This window comes from Kosakonia sp. 1610 (assembly GCF_050435845.1).
Lineage (GTDB): Bacteria > Pseudomonadota > Gammaproteobacteria > Enterobacterales > Enterobacteriaceae > Kosakonia > Kosakonia cowanii.
The window spans coordinates 311,578-335,052 of sequence record NZ_JBNDKZ010000003.1 but is presented as its reverse complement, the minus strand read 5'-3'; the positions used below and the strand labels follow the sequence as shown (position 1 = coordinate 335,052).

The 23,475-nt window shown below is 56.4% G+C and carries 22 protein-coding genes and 1 other annotated feature; of the genes, 6 read left to right on the top strand and 16 right to left on the bottom strand.

Annotated elements, in window-relative coordinates:
• Positions 1-4: 4 nt before the first annotated feature.
• The 3 genes from ABIC80_RS12285 to tal all read right to left on the bottom strand — a co-directional run bounded on the left by ABIC80_RS12285 (position 5) and on the right by tal (position 3,082).
• Positions 5-1,312, bottom strand: coding sequence for an MFS transporter (locus ABIC80_RS12285; protein WP_263753290.1), 1,308 nt, complete (start codon positions 1,310-1,312; stop codon positions 5-7).
• A 122-nt stretch (positions 1,313-1,434) separates the two neighbouring features.
• Positions 1,435-2,022: a molybdopterin adenylyltransferase gene (mog, locus tag ABIC80_RS12280; RefSeq protein WP_305206888.1), complete on the bottom strand. Its 588-nt coding sequence runs from the start codon at positions 2,020-2,022 to the stop codon at positions 1,435-1,437.
• A 106-nt stretch (positions 2,023-2,128) separates the two neighbouring features.
• A complete protein-coding gene (tal, locus tag ABIC80_RS12275; protein ID WP_023480402.1) occupies positions 2,129-3,082 on the bottom strand; it encodes a transaldolase in 954 nt (317 codons plus the stop codon).
• Positions 3,083-3,381: 299 nt separating this feature from the next.
• Here tal and ABIC80_RS12270 point away from each other — a divergent pair, with 299 nt between their 5' ends.
• Positions 3,382-4,818: an alanine/glycine:cation symporter family protein gene (locus ABIC80_RS12270; protein ID WP_200134210.1), complete on the top strand. Its 1,437-nt coding sequence runs from the start codon at positions 3,382-3,384 to the stop codon at positions 4,816-4,818.
• A gap of 74 nt (positions 4,819-4,892) precedes the next feature.
• Complete coding sequence (gene yaaA / locus ABIC80_RS12265; RefSeq protein ID WP_429177347.1) at positions 4,893-5,666, top strand: peroxide stress protein YaaA; 774 nt, start codon at positions 4,893-4,895, stop codon at positions 5,664-5,666.
• Between the two features lie 42 nt (positions 5,667-5,708).
• Here the strand turns inward: yaaA and thrC are convergent, their stop codons facing one another.
• The 6 genes from thrC to yjjY form a co-directional block, all read right to left on the bottom strand.
• Positions 5,709-6,995: a threonine synthase gene (thrC, locus tag ABIC80_RS12260; RefSeq protein WP_042713419.1), complete on the bottom strand. Its 1,287-nt coding sequence runs from the start codon at positions 6,993-6,995 to the stop codon at positions 5,709-5,711.
• Positions 6,996-6,998: 3 nt separating this feature from the next.
• Entirely contained in the window at positions 6,999-7,928 is a 930-nt protein-coding gene (gene thrB / locus ABIC80_RS12255) for a homoserine kinase (RefSeq protein WP_042713418.1), read from the bottom strand.
• 1 nt (position 7,929) lies between these two features.
• Positions 7,930-10,392 (bottom strand): bifunctional aspartate kinase/homoserine dehydrogenase I, encoded by a 2,463-nt coding sequence (gene thrA, locus ABIC80_RS12250; RefSeq protein ID WP_429177345.1) that lies wholly within the window; start codon positions 10,390-10,392, stop codon positions 7,930-7,932.
• 23 nt (positions 10,393-10,415) lie between these two features.
• Positions 10,416-10,533: a sequence feature (Thr leader region), on the bottom strand.
• Positions 10,472-10,540: a thr operon leader peptide gene (thrL, locus tag ABIC80_RS12245; RefSeq protein ID WP_124971581.1), complete on the bottom strand. Its 69-nt coding sequence runs from the start codon at positions 10,538-10,540 to the stop codon at positions 10,472-10,474. Its footprint overlaps the feature before it by 62 nt.
• Before the next feature lie 209 nt (positions 10,541-10,749).
• Positions 10,750-11,436 carry a tRNA/rRNA methyltransferase gene (locus ABIC80_RS12240; protein ID WP_312277818.1) on the bottom strand — a complete coding sequence of 229 codons (687 nt, stop codon included), beginning with the start codon at positions 11,434-11,436 and terminating at the stop codon, positions 10,750-10,752.
• A 397-nt stretch (positions 11,437-11,833) separates the two neighbouring features.
• The gene (gene yjjY / locus ABIC80_RS12235) at positions 11,834-11,974 is read right to left on the bottom strand and encodes a protein YjjY (protein WP_086870418.1); all 141 of its coding nucleotides are present in this window, start codon (positions 11,972-11,974) and stop codon (positions 11,834-11,836) included.
• A gap of 94 nt (positions 11,975-12,068) precedes the next feature.
• Between yjjY and arcA the strand changes: the two genes are divergently transcribed.
• Positions 12,069-12,785: a two-component system response regulator ArcA gene (gene arcA / locus ABIC80_RS12230; RefSeq protein ID WP_023480336.1), complete on the top strand. Its 717-nt coding sequence runs from the start codon at positions 12,069-12,071 to the stop codon at positions 12,783-12,785.
• A gap of 42 nt (positions 12,786-12,827) precedes the next feature.
• Here the strand turns inward: arcA and creD are convergent, their stop codons facing one another.
• From creD to creA, 4 genes are read right to left on the bottom strand one after another with little or no spacing between them, the layout of a single operon-like run.
• Complete coding sequence (creD, locus tag ABIC80_RS12225) at positions 12,828-14,207, bottom strand: cell envelope integrity protein CreD (RefSeq protein WP_429177343.1); 1,380 nt, start codon at positions 14,205-14,207, stop codon at positions 12,828-12,830.
• 57 nt (positions 14,208-14,264) lie between these two features.
• Positions 14,265-15,689: a two-component system sensor histidine kinase CreC gene (creC, locus tag ABIC80_RS12220; protein WP_429177341.1), complete on the bottom strand. Its 1,425-nt coding sequence runs from the start codon at positions 15,687-15,689 to the stop codon at positions 14,265-14,267.
• Complete coding sequence (gene creB, locus ABIC80_RS12215; RefSeq protein WP_042715991.1) at positions 15,689-16,378, bottom strand: two-component system response regulator CreB; 690 nt, start codon at positions 16,376-16,378, stop codon at positions 15,689-15,691. The genes creC and creB overlap by 1 nt, the downstream gene beginning before the upstream one ends.
• Positions 16,379-16,389: 11 nt before the next feature.
• Positions 16,390-16,863: a protein CreA gene (creA, locus tag ABIC80_RS12210; RefSeq protein ID WP_288874739.1), complete on the bottom strand. Its 474-nt coding sequence runs from the start codon at positions 16,861-16,863 to the stop codon at positions 16,390-16,392.
• Between the two features lie 218 nt (positions 16,864-17,081).
• Here creA and robA point away from each other — a divergent pair, with 218 nt between their 5' ends.
• Complete coding sequence (gene robA, locus ABIC80_RS12205; protein ID WP_094419316.1) at positions 17,082-17,954, top strand: MDR efflux pump AcrAB transcriptional activator RobA; 873 nt, start codon at positions 17,082-17,084, stop codon at positions 17,952-17,954.
• On the opposite strand, the gene gpmB is transcribed toward robA, so the two are convergent.
• On the bottom strand, positions 17,951-18,598 hold the full coding sequence (gene gpmB, locus ABIC80_RS12200; RefSeq protein WP_042715995.1) for a 2,3-diphosphoglycerate-dependent phosphoglycerate mutase GpmB: 648 nt from the start codon (positions 18,596-18,598) through the stop codon (positions 17,951-17,953). The two genes, robA and gpmB, sit on opposite strands and share 4 nt — an antisense overlap.
• A gap of 99 nt (positions 18,599-18,697) precedes the next feature.
• Here gpmB and yjjX point away from each other — a divergent pair, with 99 nt between their 5' ends.
• Positions 18,698-19,213: an inosine/xanthosine triphosphatase gene (yjjX, locus tag ABIC80_RS12195; RefSeq protein WP_200134276.1), complete on the top strand. Its 516-nt coding sequence runs from the start codon at positions 18,698-18,700 to the stop codon at positions 19,211-19,213.
• Here yjjX and trpR read toward each other — a convergent pair.
• On the bottom strand, positions 19,204-19,533 hold the full coding sequence (gene trpR, locus ABIC80_RS12190) for a trp operon repressor (protein WP_023480369.1): 330 nt from the start codon (positions 19,531-19,533) through the stop codon (positions 19,204-19,206). The two genes, yjjX and trpR, sit on opposite strands and share 10 nt — an antisense overlap.
• A gap of 75 nt (positions 19,534-19,608) precedes the next feature.
• On the bottom strand, positions 19,609-21,549 hold the full coding sequence (sltY, locus tag ABIC80_RS12185; protein WP_429177339.1) for a murein transglycosylase: 1,941 nt from the start codon (positions 21,547-21,549) through the stop codon (positions 19,609-19,611).
• A gap of 215 nt (positions 21,550-21,764) precedes the next feature.
• Here sltY and ettA point away from each other — a divergent pair, with 215 nt between their 5' ends.
• On the top strand, positions 21,765-23,432 hold the full coding sequence (gene ettA / locus ABIC80_RS12180; RefSeq protein WP_042715999.1) for an energy-dependent translational throttle protein EttA: 1,668 nt from the start codon (positions 21,765-21,767) through the stop codon (positions 23,430-23,432).
• The last annotated feature ends 43 nt before the right edge of the window (positions 23,433-23,475 follow it).

The window sequence follows — 23,475 nt, the reverse complement described above, 5'->3', positions numbered from 1 at the left end:
TTTTTTATAAGGATTCGAGCGGGGTATCAGCCACGCTATCGGCGTGATGCAGATCCTGGCGCAGCCAAATACCTAAGCCAAACCCCATCAGGGAGAGCGCCAGCACATACCAGGCCGGTGCCATCGGCGAGACGCTCATCAGCATCGTCACCGCAATCGGCGTCAGCCCGCCGAAGATGGCATAGGAGACGTTGTAAGAGAAAGAGATGCCGGTAAAACGCACCTCCGCCGGAAAGGCGCGCACCATCACATAAGGCACTGCGCCCACAACGCCCACGCACAGCCCAACCAGGCCATACAGCAGAAAGAGTTGTTCCGGGTGGCTGCCAACGCGGTGATAGAAGAGCCAGCTCGAAGCGGCGAGCAGCAGACTGCCGACGATAAAGGTGCGGCTGGCACCAAAGCGATCGACTAACAGCCCCGCCGCCAGGCAACCAAAGCAGAGCATGATCGTGGCAATGCTGTTTGCCTGTAAGGTCAGGGCGGGCGCGAAGCCAAACTGCTTTTGCAGCCAGACCGGTGACATCAGAATGACCACCACAATCCCGGCTGAGAGCAGCCAGGTCAGCAGCATTGAGACCACCACTGCCTTTTTGTGCTTCAGCACCACCGCTTTTACCGGCAGCTCCTGCGCCAGCGCTTTGCGCTGCTGCATCTCAAGAAAAATAGGGGTTTCACGCAGCCAACGGCGTAAATACATTGCCACCAGCCCGAACGCGCCGCCAAGCAGGAAGGGGATACGCCAGCCGCCATCGTGGATCGCCTGCTGCGTCATGCTGGTATTGACCAGCGTGGCAACCACCGATCCCAGCAGGATGCCAACCGTTAAGCCCGCCGTCAGCGTGCCGCAGGCGATACCAATGCGGCGCGCCGGGACATGCTCAGCGACAAACACCCATGCGCCAGGCACTTCGCCACCAATCGCAGCGCCCTGTAACACGCGCATAAATAGCAGCAGCAACGGCGCGACTATGCCCATTGAGGCATAGGTCGGCAGCAGGCCAATCGCCAGCGTTGGCAGCGCCATCAGCAGAATGCTGAGGGTGAACATCTTCTTGCGCCCGACCAGATCGCCGAAGTGCGCCATCACAATGCCGCCCAGCGGGCGCGCCAGATAACCGGCGGCGAAAATACCAAAGGTCTGCACCTGACGCAGCCACTCGGGGATATCGGCCGGGAAGAAGAGTTCCCCGACCACGGCGGCGAAAAAGACGAAGATGATGAAATCGTAAAACTCCAGCGCCCCGCCGAGGGCGGCGAGGGTCAGGGTTTTATAATCCTGTTTATTCAGAGGGCGTGTGTAATGTGACATAGCGAACCGTTGATAAGAGTGAACGATTATATTTTTACGAGTTATGTAAACTAAAAATGACTATACCGTAAAAATATCAATACGCCACTGCCGGGATCGCATATGTCAGAAAAGCGCTGCTTTCAGGATAAAGTTTCGCGCCTTGCACTTTTAGGACGAAAAGCTACTACGACCTGCGGATCCGTTTCTACATAGGGGCCATCAAGAAGCTGTACACAATACGGTACACTGGCAAAAATTCCCGCAACTTTCACTTCACCGCTCTCGCTTTTCAGCCCTTCAAGGGTCTCTTTAATCGATTTCGGCTGGCCCGGCAGGTTGAGGATCAGCGCCTGTTTACGGATCACGCCCACCTGGCGCGAAAGAATGGCCGTCGGCACAAAATTGAGGCTGATCTGGCGCATCTGCTCGCCAAAGCCCGGCATCTCGCGATCGGCAACGGCGAGGGTGGCATCGGGGGTCACATCGCGTCGCGCCGGGCCGGTTCCACCAGTGGTCAACACCAGATGACAGCTCATCTCATCCACCAGCTCACACAGGGTCTGCTCGATGATGGTCTGCTCGTCAGGGATCAGGCGCGTTTCGATATGAAACGGGGTGGTTAAGGCCGATGCCAGCCACGCTTCGAGCGCGGGTAAGCCTTTGTCTTCATAAACGCCGCTGGAGGCGCGATCGGAAATCGAAACTAAACCAATGCGTAAGGTATCCATAATTATTCCGTTGCATAAAACCGTTTACGGAATGATACACGCTGAGGGGAGAGGCAAACAGAGTGGAGAGAAGAAGCGTGACCGGGAGCCCGGCCACGCCTGATGATTACAGCAGATCGCCGATCATTTTTTCCAGTTTTTCCTGGTCAACGGCAAACTTGCGGATACCGTCCGCCAGTTTATCAACCGCCATCGGATCCTGGTTGTGCTGCCACAGGAATTCCGCTTCGCTGATGCGCTCCGGACGCGCTTTTACTTCGCCGGTGTACGACAGTTTGCGCTCCAGCGCGCCTTCGCTTTCTGAAAGCTCTTTCAGCAGCGCCGGGGCGATGGTCAGACGGTCACAGCCAGCCAGCTCAATGATTTCGCCGGTGTTACGGAAGCTTGCGCCCATCACCACGGTTTCATACCCGTGCTCTTTGTAGTACTGGTAGATTTCGCTCACGGAAACCACGCCCGGATCTTCTGCCGGTGCGTACTCTTTCTTGTCGGTATTAGCTTTGTACCAGTCAAGAATACGACCCACGAACGGGGAGATCAGGTAGACGCCCGCTTCGGCACAGGCACGCGCCTGGGCGAAGGAGAAGAGCAGCGTCAGGTTACAGTTGATACCCTCTTTTTCCAGCTGTTCTGCTGCGCGAATGCCCTGCCAGGTGGAAGCCAGCTTGATCAGGATACGATCGTTGCTGATGCCCGCATCGTTATACATTTTGATCAGGCGTTTGGCTTTGGCGATGGAGCCTTCGGTGTCGTAAGAGAGGCGCGCGTCAACTTCAGTAGAGATACGGCCCGGGATCAGTTTGAGGATTTCCAGACCGATGTTAACGGCCAGGCGGTCAGACGCATCAACCACTTGCTGCGCGCGATCGCTGCTCTGGCTGCGCGCCCAGGTCACAGCTTCGTCAATCAGTTTACGGTATTCCGGGATTTGGGCTGCCCCAAGGATCAGAGAAGGGTTGGTTGTAGCATCCTGCGGCTGATAGAGCTTCATTGCCGCGATATCTCCGGTATCAGCCACGACTGTTGTGTACTGACGCAGGGAGGTCAATTTATCCGTCATGATAATGTTTCTCTTTAAACGATACCCTGAATAAATCACGTCGAGACCGATGACGCCTTTATGGCTTGTCGGGCGCAAAGGCTGCCAGCGCACCTGAACGAGAAGTATGACGAGTATACTTGTTAGGGGGATGTAACCGGTCTGGCAAGATGATAACACGACGCCCTGTCAGCGCAACCGCAGACAATGCAGGTGGCATTGTATGATAAACTCCCTGATTAATTGCCTGCGAAGGGATAAGCCCGTTGTAAACGCGCCATTGCAGGTTACCTTCCCCGGCATCGACAAGAGGGTCGTTAATGCCAGAATTCTTCTCTTTTATCAGTGAGATCCTGTGGGGATCGCTGATGGTATATCTGCTGGCAGCGGCGGGTATCTGGTTTGCATTTCGCAGCCTGTTTGTTCCCTTTCGTTTTTTCCGCGACTTTGGCAAAAGTCTGAAAAGCGGCCGCAGCGTGCCGCCCGGAGCCCTCACCTCGTGGCAGGCGCTCTGCCTGAGCCTGGCGACGCGCTTAGGCAGCGGCAACCTGGCGGGCGTGGCGTTTGCGCTCACCGCTGGCGGACCTGGCGCGATCTTCTGGATGTGGATCGCGGCGCTTATCAGCATGGCGACCAGTTTCGCCGAGTGCGCGCTGGCCCAGCTCTATAAAGAGCGCGATGCCAATAATCAACTGCGCGGTGGCCCGGCCTGGTATATGGCGCGCGGCCTCGGCATGCGCTGGATGGGCGTGCTCTTCTCCGTTTTCCTGCTCCTCGCTTATGGGCTGGTGTTTAACACCATACAATCCAGCGTGGTGACGCGCGCCGTTCACTTCGCCTGGCAGGTGCCGGGCACGCTGACCGGTCTGGTGCTGGCGGTGGGCTGCCTGCTGTTTATGACTCGTGGTCTGGCGGTGCTTTCCCGTCTGATGCAGTGGATGGTGCCACTGATTGCGCTGGCATGGATTGTGGTGAGCTTCAGCATTAGCCTCTGGCATGCCAGCCTTTTGCCCGAGGTCTTCGAGACCATTTTTAAAAGTGCCTTCGGCTGGCAAGAGGCGGCGACCGGCACCATGGCCTGGACGCTGAGCCAGGCCATGACCAGCGGGTTTCAGCGCAGTGTTTCAACTAACGAAGCGGGAATGGGCTCCTCGCCGAATGCCGCGGCGATGGCAGCCTCCTCCCCGCCCCATCCGGTTGCGCAGGGCATTGTGCAGATGATTGGTGTGCTGACGGATACCTTTCTGGTCTGCACCGCCAGCGCGATGATGCTGCTGCTGGCAGGTAACGGACCGGCAGAGAGCAGCCTTATCGGCATCCAGTTGATGCAACAGGCGATGGTCTCTCTTGCTGGCGGCTGGAGCGCCGGGTTTATCGCGCTGGTGGTGCTGCTGTTCGCCTTTACCTCAATCCTTGCAAACTACCTCTATGCCGAGAACAACCTGATCTTTTTAGGCCGCAACAGCCGGGGCAACCTGCTGCTGCTGCGGGGCGTCGTGGTGGTAATGGTGCTGTGCGGTTCCTTGGTCAGCGTACCGCTGATTTGGCATATTGCCGATGTGGTAATGGCGCTGATGGCGATGATTAACCTGACCGCCATCCTGCTGCTGTCGCCAGTCGTTAAGCTGCTGGCGGGGGACTATCTGCGCCAGCGTAAACTCGGCGTCGAGCCGGTGTTTAACCCGCAGCGTTACCCGGAGATTCAGCGCCAGCTTGCGCCAGGCAGTTGGGACTCCCTGCCCCCTTCGTCTCGCTAATCGCAACTATCGATCAAGCCAGGTGATTTTTTTGTTAAAGTCAGCGGAAATTTCTCACACAGCAAGGAGTGAGCATGCTGATTTTGATTTCACCTGCCAAGACGCTCGATTACCAGAGCCCGCTGGCAACCGAGCGCTACACCCAGCCAGCACTGCTGGAGCACTCTCAACAGCTGATTAAGACCGCCCGCACGCTTTCCGCGCCGCAGATTAAAAAGCTGATGGGGATAAGCGACAAACTCGCCGACCTCAACGCCACCCGTTTTCACGACTGGCAGCCCGACTTCACGCCGGAAAACGCGCGCCAGGCGCTGCTCGCATTTAAAGGTGATGTTTATACCGGCCTGCAGGCGGAAACCTTCAGCGACGCGGATTTTGACTTCGCCCAGCGGCACCTGCGTATGTTATCCGGCCTGTATGGCGTGCTGCGTCCGCTCGATTTAATGCAGCCCTATCGTCTGGAGATGGGTATTCGTTTTGAGAATGAGAGAGGCAAAGATCTCTACCAGTTCTGGGGCGATATCATCACCGATACGCTGAATGAAGCGCTGACCGAACAGGGCGATGAGATTGTAGTTAATCTGGCATCCGATGAGTATTTCCGCGCCGTGAAGCCGAAGAAGCTCAATGCGCGCATCATCAAACCGGTGTTCCTCGACGAGAAAAACGGCACTTTTAAGGTCATCAGTTTCTACGCCAAGAAAGCGCGTGGCCTGATGAGCCGCTACATCATCGAGCAGCGTCTGACGAAGCCGGAGCAGCTAACGGGCTTTGACCGCGAAGGGTACTTCTTTGATGAGGCGGCCTCGACGCCAGACGAACTGGTGTTTAAGCGCCACGAACAGTAAGCGGAAAAGCGTCCCCCACCCGCAGGTGGAGGACGCTTAAGATTACGCTTTTTGCATCATCAGCTGGCGTAACGCCGCAAAATCCGCAGGCAGGGAGTGGGAGAGCAGCGGCAGATCCGCACGGTCCGCCAGCTCTTTCGGCAGCGGCAGCGTTTCGCCAAGGATAGCTTCCACGCTCTCTTTGAACTTCGCCGGATGCGCAGTGCCGAGGAACAGGCCATATTCCCCCGGATGGAGCTGATCGCGCAGGGCGCGGTAAGCAATTGCGGCGTGAGGCTCTGAGACGTAGCCCTTCTCTTTCAGCTCAACGATCGTCGCTTTGGTGGTTTCATCATCCACCGCCGCGTAACCCAGCTCGTTCAGACGCCAGATTTTACGGCGGAACAGCTCCTCCACGCGCGGCCAGTTGTTCGGCTGGCTGACATCCATCGCGTTTGACAGCGTCGCCTGCGTCGCTTTTGGCTGCCACTCGCCCTCTTTCAGAAAACGCGGAACAGTGTCGTTGGCGTTGGTGGCGGCGATAAAACGCTTCACCGGCAGGCCGAGTGACTTCGCCAGCAGACCCGCTGTCAGATCGCCGAAGTTGCCGCTTGGCACCGACACCACCAGCTGATTGCGCGCCTCTTGCGGCAGCTGCGCCACCGCTTCGAAGTAGTAGCACACCTGCGCCAGCAGGCGGCTGATGTTAATCGAGTTGGCGGAGTTGAGGCCCAGCGCGCTCTTCAGCTCTTCATCGTCAAAAGCCTGTTTGACCAGCGCCTGGCAGGCGTCGAAGTCAGCATCAATGGCAACCGTTTCGATATTCCCACCCAGCGTACAGAAGAGCTTCTCCTGCAGCGGGCTGATTTTGCCCTGCGGATAGAGGATCACCACGCGAACATTCTTCATGCCGTAGAAGGCATGAGCAACGGCCGCGCCGGTGTCGCCAGAGGTCGCAGTCAGAATGGTGACCGGTTTGTCGCCGCTGATGGCGCTCAGCATCTGCGCCATAAAGCGCCCGCCGAAATCTTTAAACGCCAGCGTCGGCCCGTGGAACAGCTCGAGGCAGCCGATGTCGTTTTCGACCGGTTTTACCGGTGCCGGAAAGGCAAACGCAGCACGCACGCGGGCTTCCAGCGCTTCCTGCGGGATCTCATCGCCGATAAAAGCGGAGAGGATCTTCGCGCTGCGGCTGACGAAATCCTGCTCCAGCATCTCGTCGATTTCCGTCAGGTTGAATTCCGGCAGATCGTGCGGGAAGAAGAGCCCCTGATTTTTGCCAAGCCCTTGTGTGACGGCCTGCGCGAAGCTGACCTGCTCGTTGTGATCTTTTAAGTTGTAGAGTTTCATTGGTTATCCCACTACCCTTGCGCCCGCCGTGTCCAGCCGGCAAATATGAACGAAGCCTTCCTGATTTTGCAGATAGTGTTTGCCGAGCCAGTCGGCCACGCGCTGTGCGGTATCCGGCTTGTCGCACAACGCAAACAGCGTTGGGCCAGAACCAGAGATGCCGCAGGCCTGCGCGCCGATATCTGCCACCGCCTGACGCGCCTGCTCAAAGCCTGGCAGCAACTTCATGCGATAGGGTTCGGCAATCACATCTTTCATCAATTTCGCCGCCAGCGCGGGCTGGCGGGAGTAACAGGCATGAATAAATCCAGCCAGGTGACGCCCGTGAGCAATACACTCCTGACGGCGATACTGCGCCGGTAAAATGGCGCGCGCTTCTGCCGTCGAGACTTTAATACCCGGGTAGGCAAGCACCCATAACCACTCATCAAAGCATGGCACCTGCTGGCTGATAATGCCGCTTTCCTCGATCATCAACTGCATGCCGCCGAGGTAGCAAGGCGCGACGTTGTCGTAATGCACGCTGCCGGAGATGCGCCCTTCCAGCTCGCCCATCAGCGCCAGCATGCGTGTCTCATCAAGCGGTTTACCGCAAAACTCGTTCATCGCCACCAGCGCCGCGACGACCGAACAGGCGCTGGAGCCGAGACCGGAGCCGATCGGCATGTTTTTTTCCAGCGTCATCGCTACCGGCACCTGCTTGCCAATCTCCTGGCAGAAGAGCTCCCAGCATTGATAGACGATATTCTCCCGCGCTTCGCTCGGTAACTTACTGGCGAAACGCCCTCTGTTTTGCAGACTAAAGTGTTCAGCGGCCTCCACCGACACCGTATCGCCTAACAGCGTGCCGTCGACCGGCGTGACCGCCGCGCCGAGGACATCAAACCCTACGCTCATATTGGCGCTAGACGCCGGCGCATACACCTTCACCATCTCAGACCCCTAACTTCCACGAAAGCGTACGCAGCAGGTCGGCAAACACGCCCGCCGCCGTGACATCATTACCCGCGCCGTAACCGCGCAGCACCAGCGGCAACGGCTGGTAATAGTGGCTGTAAAACGCCAGCGCGTTCTCGCCGTTTTTCACCTTATACAACGGATCGTTGCCGTCGACTTCAGCGATCTTCACCCGGCAGGTGCCATCCTCTTCAATGTTGCCAACATAACGCAGCACATTGCCGGCGTCACGGGCCTTCGCCACGCGGCTGGCAAACTCATCATCCAGCGATGGCAGACGCGCCATAAAGCTGTCGACATCGCCAGAATCATTGAAACTAGTTGGCAATACTGGCTCGATTACGATATCCGTCAGTTCCAGCTCACGCCCGGTTTCACGCGCAAGGATCAATAGCTTACGTGCGACATCCATGCCGGAGAGATCGTCACGCGGATCCGGCTCGGTGTAGCCCATTTCGCGCGCCACTTTTGTCGCTTCCGACAGGCTCATCCCTTCGTCGAGCTTACCGAAAATAAAGGATAAAGAGCCGGAGAGAATGCCGGAGAAGCGTTGCAGTTCATCACCGGCGTTAAGCAGGTTTTGCAGGTTTTCAATCACCGGCAGACCCGCGCCAACGTTGGTGTCATAGAGGAATTTGCGGCGCGATTTCTCTGCGGCGCGGCGCAGCTGATGGTAGTAATCCATCGACGAGGTGTTCGCTTTTTTGTTCGGCGTGACGACGTGGAAACCTTCGCGCAGGAAGTCGGCATACTGATCGGCGACCGCCTGGTTGGAGGTGCAATCGACGATCACCGGGTTCAGCAGGTGATACTCCTTCACCAGACGAATCAGTCGGCCAAGGTTAAACGGCTCCTTCGCGTCGGCAAGTTCTGCCTGCCAGTTATCCAGGTTCAGCCCATGAACATTGGTCAGCAGCGCTCTTGAGTTAGCGACGCCGCAGACGCGCAGATCGATATGCTTACTCTTCAGCCACGTTTGCTGGCGCTTCAGCTGTTCCAGCAATGCACCGCCAACGCCGCCAACGCCGATCACAAAGACTTCAATCACCTGATCGGTGTTGAACAGCATCTGGTGGGTAACACGCACGCCGGTGGTGGCATCGTCATTACTGACCACAACAGAGATGGAGCGCTCAGAGGAGCCCTGGGCAATTGCCACGATATTGATATTGGCGCGTGCGAGTGCGGCAAAGAATTTCGCCGAGATGCCGCGTAAGGTGCGCATGCCGTCACCGACAACGGAGATGATCGCCAGACGCTCCATCACGGCGAGCGGCTCCAGTAATCCCTCTTTCAGTTCAAGATAGAACTCTTCACTCATCGCGCGCTGCGCACGGGCGCAGTCGGACTGCGGCACGCAGAAGCTGATGCTGTACTCGGATGAAGATTGGGTGATAAGCACAACGGAGATGCCATTGCGCGACATGGTGGCGAAGACGCGGGCAGCCATGCCGACCATCCCTTTCATTCCCGGGCCGGAAACGCTGAACATCGCCATATTGTTAAGATTGGAGATGCCCTTAACCGGCAGTGCGTCGTCATCCGAGGTGGCGCCAATCAGCGTACCTGGTGCTTGCGGGTTGCCGGTGTTTTTAATCAGGCATGGGATTTGGAACTGGGCGATGGGGGTAATGGTGCGGGGGTGAAGAACTTTAGCGCCGAAGTAGGAGAGCTCCATGGCTTCCTGGTAGGACATCGACTTCAGCAGCCTGGCGTCCGGCACCTGGCGCGGGTCGCAGGTATATACGCCGTCAACATCCGTCCAGATTTCACAACAGTCGGCGCGTAAACATGCGGCCAGCACGGCGGCGGAGTAATCGGAGCCATTACGCCCAAGCACCACCAGTTCGCCCTTCTCATTCCCGGCGGTGAAACCGGCCATCAGCACCATATGATCCTGCGGAATACGGCTCGCTTCGATACGGCGCGTGGATTCAGCGATATCGACCGTCGATTCGAGATAGTGCCCGACCGCGAGCAGTTTTTCGACCGGATCGATAACCGTCACTTTATGGCCGCGCGCTTCCAGCAGCCCGGCCATAATCGCGATAGAGAGTTTTTCACCGCGGCAGATAAGCGCAGCGTTGATGCTGTCCGGGCACTGGCCCAGCAGACTGATGCCGTGCAGAACATGTTTGATCTGCGCGAACTCGGCATCGACCACGGTTTTGAGTTGTGCGAGCGGAAAGCCGGGCTGGGCATCTGAAAGCCCCTGCAGCAGCTCGGAGAAAATACGCTCCGCATCGCTAATGTTGGGAATGGCATCCTGTCCGGAGATGGTTTTTTCAATCATCGCGACAAGATGGTTGGTAATTTTTGCGGGAGCAGAGAGTACGGTTGCGACTTGCCCCTGCCTGGCATTACTTTCCAAAATATCGGCAACACGCAGAAAACGCTCCGCATTTGCCACTGATGTACCGCCGAACTTCAACACTCTCATGCTTTACCCCTTGATTTTTGCTCGAAAAAAAAGCCCGCACTGTTCAGGTGCGGGCTTTTTTCAGTATTTCCTGTACGCGTCAGCCCGCACCGTTACCTGTGGTAATGGTGATGGTTGTAATAGTGGTAATCGTGCAGATGCGTGCCATGGATGTTGTGCTCTGTATTATTATCTGTCTGTGCTGTATGCCTATATTGGTTAAAGTATCTGCCTGCTTAAGTCAATTTATTTTTTATTTATGCAGAATTTATTCAATTCCCGTCTGCGCTAAAAGCGGAGCCGTTTACAGCCCGATCAGGGCGATGGGAAATCGATATCGCAGCATCTTCAGCTATAAAAGAATCTTATTACAGCGCGTTACTCGATAAGCTTTTTTTCGATATCGTGAAGCAAACGGTGCAACATGGCGGTATCGCGCTGCTCAAGTAAGCCCAGCCGCTGGTCCAGCCAGTCGACCATTTTCATATCGTCAACCACGTCTAATTTTTTGAGTAAATTATGTGCCCGTAAACGCAGTGCGCTTAACTGGTTATTATCAACCTGAGAAATGGTTTGCGGCGCACTTTGCATTAACGCAGATAATTGATAGCAAAATACCATTACCGCCTGGCCGAGATTAAGCGAAGGGTAATCTGCCGCCATCGGCACGCCGGTTAAAATATCTGCCAGCGCCAGCTCATCGTTGGTCAGCCCGGAATCCTCACGCCCAAAAACCAGCGCCGCGCCGCTAAGCCAGGCGCTTTTTTCCTCTAATAACGGCACGAGCTGCTCAGGCGTCGCGTAATAGTGAAATTTCGCCCGGCTACGCGCAGTGGTGGCAATGGTGAAAGGAATATCGGCCAGCGCGTCGGCGAGCGTCGCGTAATGTTTCGCGTTATCCAGGATCTCTCCTGAACCGTGCGCAACACGCCGTGCGGCTTCCTGTAAATGGGCATCGCTGTCGACAATACGTAAATCAGTAAAGCCCATCGTTTTCATGGCACGCGCCGCTGCGCCGACGTTTTCCGCTCGCGCGGGGGAGACAAGAACAATTGCCAGTTCCATCGAAACCTTCTTTTTTCATGCCCGCTGAAAAAATGTGACATCAATCAACATATTACGCGGAGCGAATTTACAATTACATAACACTAATCGCCGATCGGACCCATCTCTACGCTTAAAAAAAGCTAAACTGTTTATCAGCAATATTACCTGTTAAGATGTTAACAGAACGGGCATATCCCTCTGTTTCTTCTTGGCATTTTAATACAGAAATGTCTGCCTGTGTTGGATTCAGGCTATTTATCAATTAGCGCACGCAACTACTTGGTTTATTGAAAATTTGTAATAGAAGCTAGCAGCTGGCTATCAGAATTTCGCTAAAGTGTTAACGTGCTACAATTGAACTTGATATATGTCAACGAAGCGTAGTTTTATTGGGTGTCATTTGCGTCTTAGCCTGTTATGTTGCTGTTAAAATGGTTAGGATGACAGCCGTTTTTGACACTGTCGGGTTCAGAGGGAAAGTGCCCACGACCAAGCTAATGATGTTGTTGACGTTGATGGAAAGTGCATCAAGAACGCAATTACGTACTTTAGTCATGTTATGCCGTCATGTTAATTTTCGACATGCACCAGGCTGGTCAGGGACTTTTGTACTTCCTGTTTCGATTTAGTTGGCAATTTAGGTAGCAAACATGCAGATCCCGCACATTCTTATTGTTGAAGACGAGTTGGTAACACGCAACACGTTGAAAAGCATTTTCGAAGCAGAAGGCTACGATGTCTTTGAAGCGACTGATGGCGCTGAAATGCATCAGATCCTTTCTGAACACGATGTAAACCTGGTGATTATGGATATCAATCTGCCGGGTAAAAACGGTCTTTTACTGGCGCGTGAGCTGCGTGAGCAAGCAAATGTCGCGCTGATGTTTCTGACCGGTCGCGACAATGAGGTCGATAAGATCCTCGGTCTTGAAATTGGCGCTGACGATTACATCACCAAACCCTTTAACCCGCGTGAATTGACTATCCGCGCGCGCAACCTGCTGTCCCGTACCATGAATCTCGGTACCATCAGCGAAGAGCGCCGCAGCGTCGATAGCTACAAATTCAATGGCTGGGAGCTGGATATCAACAGTCGTTCGCTGATTAGCCCGAACGGCGAGCAGTATAAGCTGCCGCGCAGCGAGTTCCGCGCGATGCTGCACTTCTGCGAAAACCCGGGCAAGATTCAGTCGCGTGCTGAGCTACTGAAAAAAATGACCGGGCGTGAGTTGAAACCGCACGATCGTACCGTGGATGTCACCATCCGCCGTATCCGTAAGCACTTTGAATCAACGCCGGATACGCCAGAAATTATCGCCACCATTCATGGCGAAGGTTACCGCTTCTGCGGCGATCTGCAGGAATAAACGAACGCAAACGAAAAAGCGGCGCACAGTGCGCCGCTTTTTTTATTTCCAGATCCTTAACTCATCTTCCTTCGCAGGCTCTGCTGCGATCCGTTTTATCCCTGCCGCTGACAGTGCGTACCAGTCAAATTTACGTGTCAGGAACATCACCGCAGTTAGCGCCACAAACAGCACGCCGGTTCCCAGTAAGAGCGCATTATCCTCAGAGTTGAGCAGCCCCCACATCACCCCATCAAGCAGCAGTAGCGCGGCGGTAAAGCCCAGACTGGCACGCCAGCTTTTCATTACGCCCTGCAGATAGAAGCCGTTCAACAGCGCACCGAGCAGGCTGGCAATAATCCACGCGACGGTAAATCCGGTATGTTCAGAGAGCGCCAGTAATACCAGGTAAAACATTACCAGCGACAGACCAACCAGCAGATATTGCATCGGGTGCATCTGCCGCGCGGTAAGGCTTTCAAACACGAAGAAGGCCAGGAAAGTCAGCACGATCAGCAAGATGGCGTACTTTATCGCTCTGTCAGTCAGCTGATACTGATCCGCCTGGGTGACGATATTGACGCTGAACGCCGGCAGTTCCCAGTTGTTCTTACTGGAGAGCACGGTCATATCGCGCACTTTACTGTCCAGATTGTTGGCAAACCAGCTGCTCTGCCAGTGCGCCTGAAATCCGCTCCCGCTCACTTCACGTTTTTCCGGCAGGAAATCGCCCATAAAACCCGGGTGCGGCCAGTCGCCCTTTAGCGCCATCTCGCTATTACGGCCAAGCGGCACCACGGAAAATTCACCGGTTCCACTCAGATTGAACGACATCGCCAGCTTGAGCGGTTTTTGCAGGCTCTCCATCGCCAGCGGCATATGCACGCCCTGCAGATCGCTCGTCAACCCGGTCCCCGGCTCGACGCGCAGCGCTTCGCCATTCACGCTTGTGCTGCGCACCAGGCCAATACCGCGTGAGTCGCTTACCGCCAGCACGATAAACGGTTCGCCAAGCGTCACATTTTCACTCGGTTTGATATCCAGCCGCTTCGGGTCGAACTCGGCGTTAATATCAATGTTGTTGTGCCAGATCTGCCCGTCATAGATACCGATTTTGCGCGTTTCAACCTGCTGATTACCGTTGACCATCAGCGATTCCGGCAACCATAAGCGGATGAAACTCTGCTTGCGGCGTATCTCTTTCGGCGGTTCGTTTTCGCCGCTGCTCTCCAGCGATACGGTGGTTTCCGTCACCGGAATGGCGATCAGCGGGCCAATCAATTTTTGCGAGCCGGCGCTGCTCTGGCGCAGCGTATCGGTCACGTCATGTCGATAATCGGCGCGCTCGCCAATCAGGCTGCTGAGCATTGTCAGCGGGATAAGTAACACACACAGGCAACTTGCCAGCGTAACCATTTTCCAGAACAGGGGGGATTTCAACATAGCCTTCTCCTTAGTGATGCGCGCAGCATAACGAGGCTATGTGTGAAGCATTTGAAGTTATGTGAAGTGAGGGTGAAGTGTCAGACGGGCTTCGCAACCGCCTTCCGCACGGTTGTAAACAGTGATAGCGCCGTGATGCAAGCGCGCGACCTCCTGGACAAATGCCAGCCCTAATCCGCTGCTCTTCTGCCCGTTTCCGCGCGGCAGGGAGTAGAAGCGCTCAAAGATGCGCGGCAGCGCGTAATCAGGAATACCGGCGCCGCTGTCGCTCACCGTAATCACCACCTTGTCGCCTTCCTCTGCGGCGCGCAGCACAATATTGCCGCCAGCAGGTGTAAAGGCGATGGCGTTATCCAGCAGGTTTCCCACCGCCTGCGCCAGCAGCTCTTTGTCACCTGCCACCACCGCATCATTGGCTTCAAAAACAAGGTTTAGCGCCTTTGCCGCTGCCACCGCGCTTCGCTCCTCCTGCAATTGCTGAAACAGCGCACTCATCTCAACAGGCGCAAAGGCGATCTCCAGACGGTTCTCCAGCTTCGCTTGATGCAGCAACTTCTCAACCAGGCGCTGCATACGGCTATTCTGCGCGAGAATATTCTCCGTGAAGCGGGTCGCGACTGGCTGGGGAGGATGTTCACGCAGGATCTCTGCCGCGCCGCGGATCGCCGCCAGCGGGCTTTTCAGCTCATGGGTCAGGGCATAAACATACTGCTCAATATAGTTTTTCCCCTCCAGCTTGACGCGCATGCTCTCCAGCGCCTGCGCCAGTTTGCGCAGCTCGCTGCTGCCCAGCTCGGGCAGTGGCACCGGGCGGTCTTCGGTTACCGAATCCGCATAACGAGCGAGCTTGCCGATCGCGCGGTTGATCCACCAGACCATCGCCCCGCCAATCAGCAGCGCAATGCCGAGCAGTGCGCCACCAGCCCACAAAATGCGCCGTTCGCTGCGTTTTATCACCGGTTCCATGGCACTGTTGGGTTTACCGACACTTACCACGCCAATGATCCGCCCCGCATCCGTCACCGGCGCAGCGACATACATCACCGTACTTTGCGGATCGCCCGCAACCAAGGGTGAGCTACGCGCGCCATACTGCCCGCGCAGCGTTAACCAGACATCATTCCAGCGCGAATAGTCCTCGCCCAGCGCCTTGCCCGTCGAATCAAATACCACGCGCCCGCTCGCATCCGTCATATAGACATGGTACTCATTGCGCACTTTGTGAATGCCGTTGATATGGGCGTTAATCGGGTGCTGATGAAGGGTGGCAAAGGCCTGCGCCAGCCGCCCATCCTGTGCATGCCCGCTGCGCAGATCCTCGCGGGCAAACTCTGCCAGCAATGTCGCGGTATCAATCAGCGTGCCTTCCGTTGCTCGCCGCACGCCGGGTTTGATCTCCTGCACGAAGATAAACAGCACAAACCAGGCGGCCACCGCCACAATCAGGAAGTAGCCCAGCAGCAGGCGCATGCCGATACGCATCAGCGCAGCCCCAGGCTGTAACCCATGCCGCGATGGGTATTGATCGGCGTCAGTTGAGGATTGATTGCGCGCAGCTTGGCGCGCAGCGTTTTGATATGGGTGTCGACGGTACGATCGAAGCTCTCTTGCCCATCGCACCACACCTGGTCCATCAACTGCTGGCGCGAAAAGATCCTCCCCGGCGCCTGCAATAGTGTTTTCATTAACAGGAATTCATACCGCGTCAGATTCAGCGTTTCGCCGCACCAGAGGATAATCGCCGCGGTTTCATCCAGTTCAAACTCGCCGACGCGGATACGGTCGCTATGCAGCGATGCTTTCTGCAACCTACGCAACACGGTGCGCACGCGGGCGCACACTTCGCGCGGCGAGAAGGGTTTGGCAATATAGTCATCCGCGCCCATCTCCAGCCCCAGCAGTTTGTCGACCTCTTCGCTGCGCGCGGTCAGAAACAGCACTGGCAGCGCGGGTGCGCGCGCCAGCAGACGCCGGCACAGCTCAAAGCCGCTGATATCCGGCAGGCCAACATCAAGGATGACCAATTCGGGCAACCGCTGCGCCGCTGCATCCAGTACCGGTAATCCCCGCTCAAACGCGGTGACGGCAAACCCATCCTGTTGCAGCATATAGAGTAAGGTTTCAGCGATGCTGGCTTCATCTTCCACCAGCCAAATCAGCGGTTGCGGCATAGACACGTTGCTTATTTACCCCACGGCATGATCGGCACCGCGCTGATGGCGTTCTTCGGTGAACCTTCGACCACTTTATCGGAATAGGCTAAATAGGTCAGCGCGTTACGTTTGGCATCGTAGAAACGAACCACCTGTAACTTTTTGAAAACTAACGAGGTGCGCTTCTGGAACACGACGTCGCCCTGCGCTTTGCCGTTCTTGATTTTATCGCTCAGCTCAACCGGCCCTACCTGCTGGCAAGAGATTGCCGCATCGGAGGTATCCTCTGCTAAACCAAGACCGCCTTTGATACCGCCGGTTTTCGCCCGGCTGATATAACAGGTAACGTTTTTCACATCGGGATCGTCGAACGCTTCCACCACGATTTTGTGATCAGGGCCGAAAATCTTAAACACCGTATCCACCGATCCAATCTGCTCCGCCTGTGCGGAAGCTAGCGAGGTCAACAGGAGAGCAGGAATAACAAACTTTGTATATTTCATATTGTTACCATTTTTGAATATTACGTTACGCAACTATTCAGTTTTCATATGAGAAACTGTTTGCAGATCACCCATTTACAAAATTTATGATTAAAATCAGTCACAATGCGCGGGTCAGCGCAAAAAAAACACTGCATGCTAAACCCCTTAAAACCCGCTATTATCCCTCCCCTGATATCAAGCGTTCACCGCTGCTGTGCTATGGAAGAGGATATTTTATGGATCAGGCTGGCATCATTCGCGACTTACTTGCCTGGCTGGAAGGCCATCTCGATCAGCCGCTGTCGTTAGATAATGTGGCGGCAAAAGCGGGTTATTCCAAGTGGCATTTGCAAAGGATGTTCAAGGATGTCACAGGCCACGCTATCGGCGCCTATATCCGCGCCCGCCGTTTGTCGAAATCCGCCGTTGCGCTGCGTCTCACCGCCCGCCCGATTCTTGATATCGCGCTACAGTATCGCTTCGATTCCCAACAAACGTTCACCCGCGCGTTTAAAAAACAGTTTGCCGTTACCCCAGCGCTCTATCGCCGTTCACCGGACTGGAACTCGTTTGGCATCCGGCCGCCGCTGCGTCTGGGCGAGTTCGCCTTACCGACGCACAGCTTTGTCACGCTGCCGCCGATGAAACTTATCGGCACCACGCAAAGTTACACCTGCGCGCTGGAGGAGATCTCCGATTTTCGTAACCAGATGCGTATCCAGTTCTGGCGCGAGTTTTTAAGCAATGCGCCTACCATCCCGGATGAGCTGTACGGCCTGCACGAGCCGCGGCCAAGCCAGGAAAAAGATGACGAGCAGGAAGTCTTTTACACCACCGCCCTGACGCCGGAGCAGGCGAATGGTTACCTGAGCAACGCTCAGCCGGTCGCGCTGGAAGGGGGAGACTATGTTGCCTTCTCCTATGATGGCGCACCGGAAGGGTTGCAGGAGTTTATCCTGACCGTCTACGGCACCTGCATGCCGATGCTGCAGTTGACGCGCCGTAAAGGCCAGGATATCGAACACTTCTACCCGCAGCGTAACGCCACCAACGATCGTGAACCGCCGACGCACATTCGCTGCGAGTATCTGATCCCTATCCGCCGTTAGCGCTGCATCTCATCGAGCGCAGGGGCGTCCAGATGTGAGACGTCGCCTGCGGTTTCCACCACCCAGCCTGACGCCAGCCATGGGCTCTGCTGATAGTCGATGCGGGAGATGGAACAGTTGCGCAAGCGCAAACGGCGCTCGGCGTAGGCCGGCAGGCCAAGAATCGTGCTCACCAGACACCCCAGCGCCATGCCGTGGCTTACCAGCAACGGACGGCTGCCTTCTGGCAATTCGAGACAGGCTGCCAGCGCGGCGTGCATACGCTCGCTCAGCTCCTGCATCGACTCCCCTTCAGGAATGCGGCCATCTGCGGTGCCGTTGACCAGTTGACGACGCCAGCCCTCTTCCTCTTCGGTTAAAGAGTCAAGGGGGCGTCGCTCCAGCACGCCCATATTGAGCTCGCGCAGGCGCGGTTCCAGCGTTACGTCGCAGCCGCAAATGTCCGCGATAATCTCCGCCGTGCGGCGCGTACGCCCCAGGTCGCTGGTGATAATGTGGGTGATGCCCAGTGCTTTCGCGCGTTCCGCCACCTGACGGGCCTGTGTTTCGCCCTTGTCGGTTAACGGACTGTCAGACTGGCCTTGAATACGACGCTCGGCGTTCCAAAGGGTTTCACCGTGGCGAACAAGGTATACCTGTAACATGTATTGTTATCCATTATACTGCGATGAATTTATTTCTCTGAGGAAGGCTCAAGTCCGCATGGGAAAAGCAGTTTCCTCTCGGACATGCCTTAGATGATTATGCACCAAGTTGTCTGCGCTACCACCAATCCCGCCAAAATTCGGGCGATTCTGCACGCTTTTAACCAGATTTTCGGCGAAGGATGCTGCCATATTGACGCTATTTCCGTCGAGAGCGGCGTCCCGGAACAACCCTTCGGCAGTGAAGAAACGCGAGCTGGCGCACGAAACCGCGTGCGAAACGCGCGTGCGGCGCAGCCGAACGCGGATTTTTGGGTGGCGATCGAAGCGGGTATTGATGAAGGGAGCACCTTCAGTTGGGTGGTGATTGAGAGTGGCGAGTTAACCGGCGAATCCCGCTCGGCAACGCTGCCGCTGCCGGAGGTGATTCTGCGCGATGTGAACGCTGGCGAAGCGCTGGGACCGGTGATGTCACGCTATACCGGCATTGATGAGATTGGCCGCAAAGAGGGAGCCATTGGCGTCTTTACCGCCGGGGCGCTGACCCGCGAAAGCGTCTATCACCAGGCGGTGATTTTAGCGCTCAGCCCGTTCCATAACGCCGTTTATCGTTGAGCGTTAAGTAACGCTTTTTCCAGCCACAGACGCAAATCCGTCGGCGCGGCTTTCAGACTGTTGGAGCCGCGCGTGATGGTCGCAATGCCCGCGCCAAGCTCGTTTTTCAGCTCGCGCTGGCTCATCTCGCCGCGCAACAGCTCTTCGATAATACGCACCCGCGTGCCCAGCGCTTCACGCTCGTCCGGCGTAAGCATCAGGTTAAGCAATGGGATATGCAGTTCGTTGTCGTACGCCTGCCTGAGCAGATCAACAAAGCGTTGCCACTCCTGCTCGCGCTGTTCGGCCATCGCCGCTGAATAGGGGGATTGCTGAGTCATAGTTTGTCGCCGTGTTAGGGATTTTTATGCTGCGTACTCGTGCATGAGTACGCAGCATAGCATAAACCACACTAATCAGTAACGGCGCTGCCATTCAGCGTCACTGAGGATGGTCGCTTTCTCGTCCTGCAGGAAGTAACGGTAGTAGGCATCATAAGCCAGCACGTTTTTCACATAACCGCGCGTTTCCGAGAAAGGAATGCTCTCGATAAACGCCACCGCATCCAGCTTGCCGCCGCTGTTATTCAGCCAGCTACGCACCCTTCCCGGCCCGGCGTTATAAGCCGCCGAGGCGAAAATACGGTTATCGCCAAACTGCTGGTAGACATACTGCAGGTAGCTGGTGCCGATCTTGATGTTAGTTTCCGGATCGAAGAGCTGGCTGGAGTTACTGTAGCCCGGGATCGAAAACATCTTCACCGTATGCGTGGCGGTGGCAGGCATAATTTGCATCAGCCCGCTCGCGCCGACCGGCGAGCGCGCCGTCGGGTTCCACGCACTCTCCTGGCGAGAGATAGCCATCGCATAACTCGACGAAATCTGCTTATCGCTGGTATAGCGCGTATAGAGATCGCGATACGCCAGCGGGAAGCGCTCCTCTAACTGATCCCACAGCTTGCCGCTGATCGTCGCCTGCACGCTCAGATCCCACCACTGCTGCTCAAAAGCATAGCGCGCCAGCTGCGCCTGCTGTTGCTGGCTGCGGCTGGAGACCAGATTCGCCCACTCGCCGCGCGCGGTGTTATCCATCTTCCAGTACATCAGCTCGCGCACGCGCGCCATCTCTGTACTCTGCAACAGGGTCGGATCGACGTTGCCATCAGCCTTATCTATCTTCAACTGATACGCTTCGCCGAGACGCTGTGCGGCGGCCATCGGGTAGAAGCCGCGTTGCTGCATCAGCGCATGGAGGATCTCTTTGGCGTCGTTTTCACGCCCGCGTTCCAGCAGCAGATCGGCCTGCCAGTAGCGCCACTCATCTTTCTCTTTCGCCTCCATCGGCAGGCGCGAGAGCCAGGTATTCAGCCCGCGGCGATCGCCATTACTGAGCGCCATACGAACACGCCGCTCCAGCAGTGAAACGGATTGCGAACGCATAATCGTATCGTCGCGCCAGCGCGCCTGCTCGCTGGTAACATCATTGCCCATCAGCCGCCACGCGACCGTCTCACGCAGCTGCTGCGTCTGCTCTTCGTTGAGTTTTTGCGCCTGGGCCAGTGACGGGATCATCAGCCGGGCATTCTCCATATCCTGGCGCGCCACGCTTTCAAACGCTTCAGCCGCCATCTGGCGCGTAAAGTCCGTCGCCCCGGTGGTAGTAGCGAAGCTCATCACCGTCATCGGATCGTTGGCCAGCGTCACAATCGCCGACGAGATGGTCTGGTAATCGGGCGGCATCTGGCTCGCCAGCAGCGTAACAAGCCGCGTATTACCGGCTTTCATCGCCAGGCGGATCCGCTCCAGGTAAGCGAGCGGATCCTGTTTGCCCGACGCGCGCCAGGCGCCAAACAGCTGATCGCAGGCGTTGGGCTGGCTTTTACCGCTCAGCCAGAGATCTTTCGCGCCCGCCCAGGCTTCATCCGCCTGGCCGCTGTTCCATTTGGCGAAGTAGTAGTTGCACTGCGCCTCGGTGGTCGTGGGTTTGTCCGGGCTAAAGGCCAACAAACCCTGCCAGTCCTGACGCCGCGCCAGCTCATTCACAAAGCGGTTTTTCAGCGTCCGCGCGGCGGGCAGCGTCGGATACTGCTGCACAAACTGGGTGACAGTGAGCGCCGGTTCGCTCATCAAATCGTCGGTGATCTGCCGGTATTGCAGGTAGGGGTAAAGGGGATAGGTTTGCAGCGTCGGCATTAGCTGCTGCACAACGTCCATCTGGTTGTTGTCCCAGGCGCTTTTGATTTGCGCATACCGATCGCGTTGTTCATCCAGTGAGTCCGCCCGCGCCGCATTGCTGAAGGACAGCAAACACACGCAGGCCGCCGCTAACCGCCAGGCGGCATGTTTAGCTCTCTGCACAGCTCTTTCCTCTTATCTGTCACATTTTTACAGCATCATGCCGCATACAGGGGTTAATGCTAACCGGGCATGCCGTAACGCGCCACGTTACGCACACTTTTTTACCTTTCTGGTGTGATTTAACAGTGTGAGCGTCGCTGGCTGGGATTAGCGCGCGAAAACGGCTACACTCCGCTGTTAAATGCACTACTCATAACAAAGAGGCGAAGTCCACCGTGGCTCAATTCGTATATACCATGCACCGTGTCGGCAAAGTTGTTCCGCCGAAACGTCATATTCTGAAAAATATCTCCCTCAGTTTCTTCCCTGGCGCAAAGATCGGCGTACTCGGCCTTAACGGTGCCGGTAAATCGACGCTGCTGCGCATCATGGCCGGTATTGATACCGACATCGAAGGGGAAGCGCGCGCGCAACCGGGTATTAAAATCGGTTACCTGCCGCAGGAGCCGCAGCTCAATCCTGAGCAGACGGTTCGTGAATCGGTTGAAGAAGCCCTTTCTGAAGTGGTTAACGCGCTGAAACGTCTGGATGAAGTTTACGCACTCTACGCTGAGCCGGAGGCGGATTTCGACAAGCTCGCCGCCGAACAGGGCAAGCTGGAAGAGATTATCCAGGCGCACGACGGTCACAACCTGAACGTGCAGCTTGAGCGCGCCGCCGATGCGCTGCGTCTGCCGGAGTGGGATGCGAAAATCGCCACTCTCTCCGGGGGTGAACGCCGCCGCGTCGCGCTGTGCCGTCTGCTGCTGGAAAAGCCGGACATGCTGCTGCTCGACGAACCAACCAACCACCTGGATGCCGAATCCGTTGCCTGGCTGGAACGCTTCCTGCACGACTTTGAAGGTACCGTAGTGGCGATTACCCACGACCGTTACTTCCTCGATAACGTTGCGGGCTGGATCCTGGAGCTTGACCGCGGTGAAGGTATTCCATGGGAAGGCAACTACTCCTCGTGGCTGGAGCAGAAAGATCAGCGTCTGGCGCAGGAAGCCTCTCAGGAAGCGGCTCGCCGTAAATCCATTGAGAAAGAGCTGGAGTGGGTTCGCCAGGGCGCGAAAGGCCGTCAGTCGAAGGGCAAAGCCCGCCTGGCACGCTTTGAAGAACTTAACAGCACCGAGTACCAGAAACGTAACGAAACCAACGAACTCTTTATTCCGCCAGGCGCGCGTCTGGGCGATAAAGTGGTCGAAGTCAGCAACCTGTGCAAAGCCTACGGCGACCGCCAGCTGATCGATAACCTCTCCTTCTCCGTACCGAAGGGAGCCATCGTCGGCATTATCGGCCCGAACGGCGCCGGTAAATCGACGCTGTTCCGCATGATGTCCGGTCAGGAGCAGCCTGATGCCGGTACCATCACGCTCGGTGAAACGGTGAAACTGGCCTCTGTTGACCAGTTCCGTGACGCGATGGATAACAACAAGACCGTCTGGGAAGAAGTCTCCGGCGGGCTGGATATCATGCGTATCGGCAACACCGAGATGCCAAGCCGCGCCTACGTTGGCCGCTTTAACTTTAAAGGCACCGACCAGGGCAAACGCGTTGGCGAACTCTCCGGTGGTGAGCGCGGTCGTCTGCACCTGGCGAAGCTGCTGCAGGTTGGCGGCAACATGCTGCTGCTCGATGAACCAACCAACGACCTGGATATCGAAACCCTGCGCGCGCTGGAAAACGCCCTGCTGGAGTTCCCGGGCTGCGCGATGGTTATCTCGCATGACCGCTGGTTCCTTGACCGTATCGCCACCCACATTCTGGATTACCAGGATGAGGGTAAAGTGGAGTTCTTCGAAGGTAACTTCACCGAATACGAAGAGTACAAGAAACGCACGCTGGGCGCCGATGCGCTGGAGCCGAAGCGTATCAAGTACAAACGTATTACCAAGTAATAAGCAGAGCGAATGGGGAGACCCATTCGCTTTTTTTCCCGCA

Bases quoted from the DNA above. Each gene is read 5' to 3' on its own strand.
- ABIC80_RS12285 (WP_263753290.1), bottom strand. From the start codon at position 1,312: ATGTCACATTACACACGCCCTCTGAATAAACAGGATTATAAAACCCTG.
- mog (WP_305206888.1), bottom strand. From the start codon at position 2,022: ATGGATACCTTACGCATTGGTTTAGTTTCGATTTCCGATCGCGCCTCC.
- tal (WP_023480402.1), bottom strand. From the start codon at position 3,082: ATGACGGATAAATTGACCTCCCTGCGTCAGTACACAACAGTCGTGGCT.
- ABIC80_RS12270 (WP_200134210.1), top strand. From the start codon at position 3,382: ATGCCAGAATTCTTCTCTTTTATCAGTGAGATCCTGTGGGGATCGCTG.
- yaaA (WP_429177347.1), top strand. From the start codon at position 4,893: ATGCTGATTTTGATTTCACCTGCCAAGACGCTCGATTACCAGAGCCCG.
- thrC (WP_042713419.1), bottom strand. From the start codon at position 6,995: ATGAAACTCTACAACTTAAAAGATCACAACGAGCAGGTCAGCTTCGCG.
- thrB (WP_042713418.1), bottom strand. From the start codon at position 7,928: ATGGTGAAGGTGTATGCGCCGGCGTCTAGCGCCAATATGAGCGTAGGG.
- thrA (WP_429177345.1), bottom strand. From the start codon at position 10,392: ATGAGAGTGTTGAAGTTCGGCGGTACATCAGTGGCAAATGCGGAGCGT.
- ABIC80_RS12240 (WP_312277818.1), bottom strand. From the start codon at position 11,436: ATGGAACTGGCAATTGTTCTTGTCTCCCCCGCGCGAGCGGAAAACGTC.
- yjjY (WP_086870418.1), bottom strand. From the start codon at position 11,974: ATGACTAAAGTACGTAATTGCGTTCTTGATGCACTTTCCATCAACGTC.
- arcA (WP_023480336.1), top strand. From the start codon at position 12,069: ATGCAGATCCCGCACATTCTTATTGTTGAAGACGAGTTGGTAACACGC.
- creD (WP_429177343.1), bottom strand. From the start codon at position 14,207: ATGTTGAAATCCCCCCTGTTCTGGAAAATGGTTACGCTGGCAAGTTGC.
- creC (WP_429177341.1), bottom strand. From the start codon at position 15,689: ATGCGTATCGGCATGCGCCTGCTGCTGGGCTACTTCCTGATTGTGGCG.
- creB (WP_042715991.1), bottom strand. From the start codon at position 16,378: ATGCCGCAACCGCTGATTTGGCTGGTGGAAGATGAAGCCAGCATCGCT.
- creA (WP_288874739.1), bottom strand. From the start codon at position 16,863: ATGAAATATACAAAGTTTGTTATTCCTGCTCTCCTGTTGACCTCGCTA.
- robA (WP_094419316.1), top strand. From the start codon at position 17,082: ATGGATCAGGCTGGCATCATTCGCGACTTACTTGCCTGGCTGGAAGGC.
- gpmB (WP_042715995.1), bottom strand. From the start codon at position 18,598: ATGTTACAGGTATACCTTGTTCGCCACGGTGAAACCCTTTGGAACGCC.
- yjjX (WP_200134276.1), top strand. From the start codon at position 18,698: ATGCACCAAGTTGTCTGCGCTACCACCAATCCCGCCAAAATTCGGGCG.
- trpR (WP_023480369.1), bottom strand. From the start codon at position 19,533: ATGACTCAGCAATCCCCCTATTCAGCGGCGATGGCCGAACAGCGCGAG.